Genomic DNA, 7,313 nt, shown 5'->3' with positions numbered 1-7,313 from the left:
TGGTCTTGGCTCAAGAGCCGCATCCGCAAACAACTCGACCAGTTTAATTGTTTGCGAGATGCAATCGAGCATGTCTTATGCTTGTCGTCCTAATTACCTTGGCGATTGCTATATTTGCAAATAAGCCACTAAAGAATCTATTTTCTCTGTCTCTCTTGCTCAGTTTGTGTTCGCGTTAGTCTTTAATAGCGATCGCGCGATTCCCAAACATGAAAATCGTTCTTCTAGCCACCCTTCAGCCCTCAGTCCTCAGTCCTCATCCCTCAGCCCTCAGTTCTAAGATCGGGATGCTAGAAATTCTCGCAAGCGCAGCAAACTGAGTGTTTGCCCCAAACTCAGCGACAGTAGAGATACTCCTTCTAGACGTGACTGTACCCAATGTTCTCCCCAGTACCACTCGTGATAACCGTCAATTCCTTGACTCAAGAGCAGGCGCAGACAGTTGGGTTGAGCCACTTCCACTTGGTGTTGTATCGCCACTGGCCCCACCCAACTGGTGTAAATTAACCCCTCAGACAGTTGTTCCGGTAGCCCTGCGGAAAGGCGCAGGGGCCACAACCACTGGCTTTGCTGGCTGGGGCGAAGCAGACTGTCGCCGATGGCTGCTGCGGGGGAATTTACTTCTATTCTAAGATGGCTTTGTTGAAAGTTTCCTAGCATAAACAGTTGCGGTTTCTTTGTTATTAGTTGTTACTGGTACAGAAGTTTCTATTTACTGTTCCTAATCTTAATGTAATTGTTTTTCTTGAGAGTAGTGGCTAAATAGTCCTGGCAGCTAAGAATTATCATGCATACTCTAAATTCAGATTTGCATCAACAACAAAAAATTAATTTTAATATAATATCTGTTTTTAAATTAACTAAAACAACATAAAAAATGTTTTTAAAAAATGTTAATTATATTTCAATCCTTATTTTTAGCCTGTTTATCCATCTGTGCCTGATAGAAGATTCAGGTTCTTATCTCTTATTTGAAAAACTAGCTGTTTTTGGCGGTTCCGATAATTAGCACCGCAAATACCACCTCACTATTAACTGCCATGCCTACAATAAAAGTATAGTGTGTTAAGAAATGTAAGGTCTTTTCATGGCTGATCAGTTAATCCGTGCCACGGCAGCAGAGGGTGGAATTCGCGCCGTTGGGGTCATTACCACACGCCTCACACAAGAAGCCAGACAGCGTCATAATCTTTCATACGTGGCAACCGCTGCACTGGGACGCACCCTGTCATCTGGGCTATTACTTGCCTCTAGCATGAAGCGAGAGGGGTCAAGGGTCAACATTCGCATTAAAGGAAATGGGCCACTCGGCGGGCTTCTCGTTGACGCCGGATTGGATGGAACCGCACGAGGGTATGTAGATAACCCAAGCGTGGAACTGCCCCCAAATGCCAAAGGAAAACTAGATGTCGGGGGAGCAATCGGTCGGGAGGGATACCTCTATGTCGTGCGCGATGTGGGATACGGCTACCCGTATTCGAGTACCGTTGAGCTGGTGTCGGGTGAAATTGGGGATGACGTTGCCCACTATCTGGTGACTTCCGAACAAACGCCCTCAGCGCTAGCGGTGGGTGTATTTATAGAAGCGGGTACAGTCCGGGCTTCTGGTGGGTTGCTGGTGCAAGTCCTGCCCAAGGCGGCGAGCGACGAGAGCCTAGTGCAACTTTTGGAATCTCGAATGGAAGCACTGGCGGGATTTACACCCTTGTTACAGGCAGGCAAGACGTTGCCAGAAATTTTGGAGCAACTACTAGGAGATATGGGTCTGGTCATCCTACCAGAAGTCCAGATGCTGCAATTTCACTGTGGTTGCTCGATGAGCCGTGTCTTGGGTGCTTTGAAGATGCTAGGCGAAGCCGAACTGCAAGACATGATTGAAAAAGATGATGGAGCCGAAGCGACTTGCCATTTTTGTGGAGAGGTTTACAACGCCAGCAGTGACGAATTGGCGGCGCTAATTGAGGATTTACGTGCCGAGTCTGTTTAGGAATCAGAAGTTAGAAGTCACAAGGTAAGAAAAAATTCTAGATTCTGTAGCTGAATTGAAAATTTCCTTGTGAATGATGAATTATAGATTTTGACTTCTGGATGAGAATATAGCTTTTTGCGGCTGAGGGGAGTAGGATTGCAACTACTGCCTGTGCTAAAAAGCATTCGTCCCAGGCGAAGCGCGTTGTGGTGTGAATAAGCTATGACTAGAAATCCCGAAATTCCAGATGGCGGGCGGAGCGGCAAGTCTTCAAATTCGGCTGGGTGGACATCCCAAAAACGAGTACCTGCGTCTGGGCGTCCGAGCGATCGCAAACCACACACGAGCGAGAACTCCTCTCAGCCCGTCCCCAGAAAAGCACCGCGTCCGGGGAAACAGCCACTTCCTCCACCAACGGATCGTCCTCAGCGTCCGGCGGGTAGTGCTGCACCAGCAGAGGGGGGTCAGCAAATTCCGGCTACACTGCCGAACTCTCCGTTAGAAGCACCCAAGCCACCTCGACCTAAACGTTTTTTACGCTTGCCGACTAGCTGGGCATTCTGGGGCATCTTGGTGGTGCTGCTCTCTGGGGGGCTGGGTTTTACAGCGGTAGCGCTGTTGTTTAACCTGCCAGCGCTTCCCAACTGCCCAGCCATTTTTTGGCCTACGGCTTCGGCATCGCTGCGCCTCAGCTGCGCTCAGATAGCGGCTTCTAAGCAGACGGCAAAAGATTTGCTAGAAGCGATCGCGCTGGTGAACGGTTTGCCAGAAGATCACCCGCTACGCCCAGAAATTGACAAGCATCTGGAAGAGTGGTCGCGGGAGATTTTGAAATTGGGAGAGGAATCCTTCCAAGCGGGTCAATTGGCGGAAGCGATCGCAATGGCTCGCAAAATCCCCACGGGCGTACCAGCGTACAAGTTGGTGGATGAGCGTGTAAATCGCTGGCAATCCATCTGGTCGAAGGCAGAAAGCCTTTACAAAAAAGCCGAGGACGAGGTGCGCGAGTCTAACTGGACTCAGGCTTTTCGCGATGCGGTGCAACTGGTCTATATCGGCAATAACTACTGGGCAACAACCAAGTACGACCAACTTGTGAATCTAATTCAGTCGGCGCGGGAAGAAAGCGCCAAGTTGGATAAAGCGTTCCAACTTTCTAAGAGCGGAGGATTAGATAATCTGTTGGAGGCGATCAAACTGGCACAAGCAATTCCGCCCAGCAGTTTGGCATACAAGGAAGCTCAAGGCGCGGTGACAGAATTTGGGCGCAAATTAATCGATATGGCTCAAGAGGCGCTCGATCGAAAAGACTGGCAAACGGTCATCCTCATTACCAGTAAAATTCCCGAAAGCCTGAATTTACAAAGCGAAGCGCAAGATTTGAAGGACCTGGCAAGTGCCCAGTCTCGCGCTCAGAAGGGAACGGTTTCAGATTTGGAAGATGCGATCGCCCTTGCCCAAAAACTAAATCCAGGACGCCCTCTATACGATAAAGCCCAGGATTTGATTGTTCGCTGGCAGCGAGAAATTGAAGATGTCGCCCATTTAGATCGGGCGCGGGAACTGGCAAAAGGCGGAACGGTCGGTGACTTAAGTGCAGCGATCGCGGAAGCACAACTGGTTCCCAGCACCAATCCCCGCTCCGCAGAAGCAAAATCTCTCGTCAATAACTGGACGAGTCAAATAGAGACGGTAGAAGATCGTCCCTATCTCGCTCGCGCCGATCAACTGGCAAGTTTGGGGGATATGAGTTCCCTGCAAGAAGCCATTAACGAAGCGAGTCAAGTGGGTCAAGGACGCGCTCTTTATACAGAAGCGAGGCGCAAAATCCGACAGTGGACTGACAAAATCGAGCGAATGCAAGACCAGCCTTATTTGGATCAAGCGACTGGTTTAGCGAATGCAGGGGATCTTTCCGGCGCGATCGCGGCAGCGGGACAGATTCAAGCGGGACGAGCGCTCTATCAAGAAGCTCAAGGCAAGATCCGACGGTGGCAAGACAGAGTTGAGCGGGTACAAGACCAGCCTTATTTGGATCAAGCGCAAGCTTTGGCGAGTTCGGGTAATCTTCCGGGGGCAATTACCGCAGCAGGACAGATTCGATCGGGACGAGCGCTCTACGGTGAAGCTCAGGAAAAAATTAAAAGTTGGCGGACAGAACTGCGATCGCAAGAGATTTTGCAGTCCGCTTATCAGTTAGCGAATCCAGGAACACCGGATGCGATCGCGCAAGCAGTTCAAACGGCTCGTCAGGTGCGTAACTCGACGCGAGTCGGTGCTGAAGCTAGAGAGGTGATTAATCGCTGGAGCTATCAACTGTTGGCGATGGCACAAGATCAGGCGCGGAATGATGTCCAAAGAGCGATCGCGATCGCCCAAAACATCCCCGATGGTTCATCTGCCTACACCGACGCTCAACGGGCAATCCAAGGTTGGAAACAAAGTCTAGAACCTCAGTCCCTGGAGAACTCACCTTCTTTTTAGTCATTAGTTGATTATTCGGTGTTTTGCCAAAATCTAAAAACTAATCGCTCATTACCGCTTTTTCTGTTTCGCCTTTGTTGCCGTACCGCTCTTTCTTTTTCCTTTTTCTAGTATTGGCGCAACATACTTTAACCACAATTGAGTATGAGGTCTGCCAGCCTGATTCCACTCCTTAACAATCTGCTCGGATTCCCCGGCTTTTTCTAAATACTCCAAACCATTTGGCACACCAAGAACAGAAGCTTTTGCCAGATAATATTTACGCTGTTGAGTAGAATCGCACCGTTCCCAACATTGCGCGGCACGTTCATAGTTCTTGGCGCGGTAGAAACAAGTTCCCGCACGGTAGAGCATCCCATTCCAGCCTTCTCCTAAAGCTTCGAGAACCTCTCCAAATCGCTGCCACTCATTCGGGTGGAGGTTTGTCCCGGCAATTAAAGTCCCAATTCCCGTCGCATATTCCTCCAAGGCTAGTTTCCACTGTCGGCTGTTGCGGTGAATCTCCAACTGGTTGCTTTTGATGCAGTATTGGAGGAAGTGAGTGAACTCCTTTAAAGAAGGTTGGCTCAATTTTTTGTCCATAAATTGGGCAATTTGCCGCTCTGATTCCCGACCTGGCGGAGCCTTGTCAAACTGCTTCAACAATGCTGACCAACACATCCCCTGCCAAAAACAATCCCAAGCGTCTTCTGTTTTGCCAAGCATAAGAAAACGTTGACCAGCTTCGCTAAATTTCTGCTCAAATTTGAGTGCCCAAGCTTCACAAATTTCTGCTTTTTTAGCGTAGGCGCGATCGCTGTAACACTGTCTGGCACGTCTCATGAAATCTGGATCTTCCGAGTTCATTCCCCGACTCTCGAACTCTTGCGCGATCGAGTGCCAGTCATCTTCTTGCAGATCCCGTGCGCTTTCAGGTTTTCCCAAACGGATGGGTTGAACGTTTTCTCGCCAAGCAGGATTTTGTGAATGCTGTAAAAGCACTTCTAAATAAGTTTCTGTGACCCCCCAAAGCCGCTGGTCTCCGATTTGAGAATCAACAACAAATAGACGTTCTTTGGCTCTGGAAGCAGCTACGTAGAGTTTATTAAAGAAAAATTCAAATTCGTATAAACGATCCGCGAAAAGGTCTTTCGAGTCTTCCCGTCGATTGACTAGATTCCAGACAGCTTTGTTACATTCCTCGCCAAATTTGTAGAGAACGACTCGTTTAAATTCCAATCCTTTAACCGCACTAGCACTCAATACATTTTTGAGCGGTTCTGACTCTGGAATTTCTACCAAAATTTGAGAAAGAACCGCATCGTTTTGAGCATAGGCAAGCTCTCCTCCTTCCTCACAAGGCACGATAATAATCGTGTCTCTCAGGTAGCGTTTGAGTTGCTCAATTTGAATATTCCGACCAATAATAAATTTTTGCGGAGTGGGAAAGTGACCTTGTTTCCAGGCAGTTTGCGGCTGAAGTGCTGGAATTTTGAACAGAACCTGACGACACAATTGAATCAGGTTAATCGCTTGCACTACCGCAGTACAGGAGCGATAGTTAGACTTCAGCTCCGGGAAATTCATCCGCAGATTTAATCGCTGTGTGGGGTCGAGTGCTGCGATCGCTTCATTGTAAAATGCTGCCTGTACGCTCTCCCAACGAAATCCCGTCGGGTTCAAGGTTTGGAAAGGATCTCCAGCAAAAGCAAAAGGCAAATTACGCATAGGCTGGTATCCCAGATCGCACTGAGAGAATGCAGACAGCCGCATAATTAACTGAAGCTCCAGCCGGGTGAAATCTTGCGCCTCATCGCAGAAAATAGCAGTGTACTCAGCACGGTAACACTTGAGTTCCAGCACCAATCTAATCAAGTCTTGATCGTCCCAGTACCCTAGCTCGGTTGTTAGCCGCTTATACCAACGTCCCCAGATGGTTTTATAAATTTCTTGGAACTGAGCGGCTGGAACAGTGCGTTCCTGAGTCGGCACTTCATCCTGGTAGTCTTCTGGAGTCATGTACCTGAGACTGTACCCCTTGATGAAAGTTCTAATAACGTGCCAGGAAAGTTCTGGGGAATAGACCTGTGCTTGTGGCAGCTTTGAGTCTCGGTAAAGCTGTCGAAAGCGATGGAAAGAAATGTATTTCTGAGAATCGAAACGTTCCTGGAGTGTATGCCGGTAGCCGGTAGGGTTTCCCGCAGAGTAAGGTTGCTGGCTCATCCGGTTAGCCAGCGACGCATCGTCTGCTTCTAAAGGGAGTAAGTTTAAGAGAAATGTCCCAAACGGCTGAAAGAAGGCACTGACATCGGGGATTTCCGAACCTTCTGTTCGATCTGCCACAAAGCGGTGATGGAATGTATGCAGACAGCGCACAAACTCTTTAGCTACCTCTAATAGCCGCTTATTATAAGTAAGAAAAAGCGGCTTTCCTGGAAGTTCTTTTCCCGGTTCGTAGTAATATTTTCGATAACAATAATCTGCAAACAAATACAATAGCATAGTAGATTTACCGCTGCCCGCCCGCCCATTTAAGAAAAGCGGCAGACAATTATTTTCCCGTGCTGATGTTGTTGACACAGAGTTAAGAATTGCCTCTTCTTCTGCTGAAAGAGCTAGATTTACTTCTGCGCCTCTTTGAATTGCAAGCCAACTTTGTTGATCTGTTACTAAGTAACTCGGATAAGACCGTCGCGCAAAGGGAGTGAGTTCATCCAGCGTTAAAGGCTTAGATAAAACATTTTTAGAACCATTAAATAAATTAGTTACCTCCCCTATTTGGGCTATTTCTTCTGTAGAAGGTCGATGAGCAAAAGATGCTAGGAGAAATAATACTTTTCGAGGCGGTTTATCGGCGGTCTCAAGTTGGCTAAATAGCACA

At 48.2% G+C, this 7,313-nt stretch carries 3 protein-coding genes and 2 pseudogenes; 3 read left to right on the top strand and 2 right to left on the bottom strand.

Annotation, left to right across the window (positions count from 1 at the left end):
• A pseudogene (locus H6F50_RS26875) lies at positions 1 to 93 on the top strand (IS630 family transposase); the annotation flags it as partial.
• A 183-nt stretch (positions 94 to 276) separates the two neighbouring features.
• Here H6F50_RS26875 and H6F50_RS02860 read toward each other — a convergent pair.
• Positions 277 to 660, bottom strand: a complete 384-nt coding sequence (locus tag H6F50_RS02860) for a hypothetical protein (protein WP_190414613.1) — start codon at positions 658 to 660, stop codon at positions 277 to 279.
• A gap of 427 nt (positions 661 to 1,087) precedes the next feature.
• On the opposite strand from H6F50_RS02860, the gene hslO reads away from it, so the two are divergent.
• On the top strand, positions 1,088 to 1,987 hold the full coding sequence (gene hslO, locus H6F50_RS02855; protein ID WP_190414614.1) for an Hsp33 family molecular chaperone HslO: 900 nt from the start codon (positions 1,088 to 1,090) through the stop codon (positions 1,985 to 1,987).
• Between the two features lie 204 nt (positions 1,988 to 2,191).
• The gene (locus tag H6F50_RS02850) at positions 2,192 to 4,453 is read left to right on the top strand and encodes a chromosome segregation ATPase (RefSeq protein ID WP_190426104.1); all 2,262 of its coding nucleotides are present in this window, start codon (positions 2,192 to 2,194) and stop codon (positions 4,451 to 4,453) included.
• A gap of 51 nt (positions 4,454 to 4,504) precedes the next feature.
• On the opposite strand, the pseudogene H6F50_RS02845 reads toward H6F50_RS02850, so the two are convergent.
• Positions 4,505 to 7,313: pseudogene (locus H6F50_RS02845) on the bottom strand (hypothetical protein); the annotation flags it as partial.

This window comes from Coleofasciculus sp. FACHB-712 (assembly GCF_014695635.1).
In the GTDB taxonomy this organism is placed as follows: domain Bacteria; phylum Cyanobacteriota; class Cyanobacteriia; order Cyanobacteriales; family FACHB-T130; genus FACHB-T130.
This window is presented reverse-complemented; position numbering and strand designations above follow the sequence as displayed.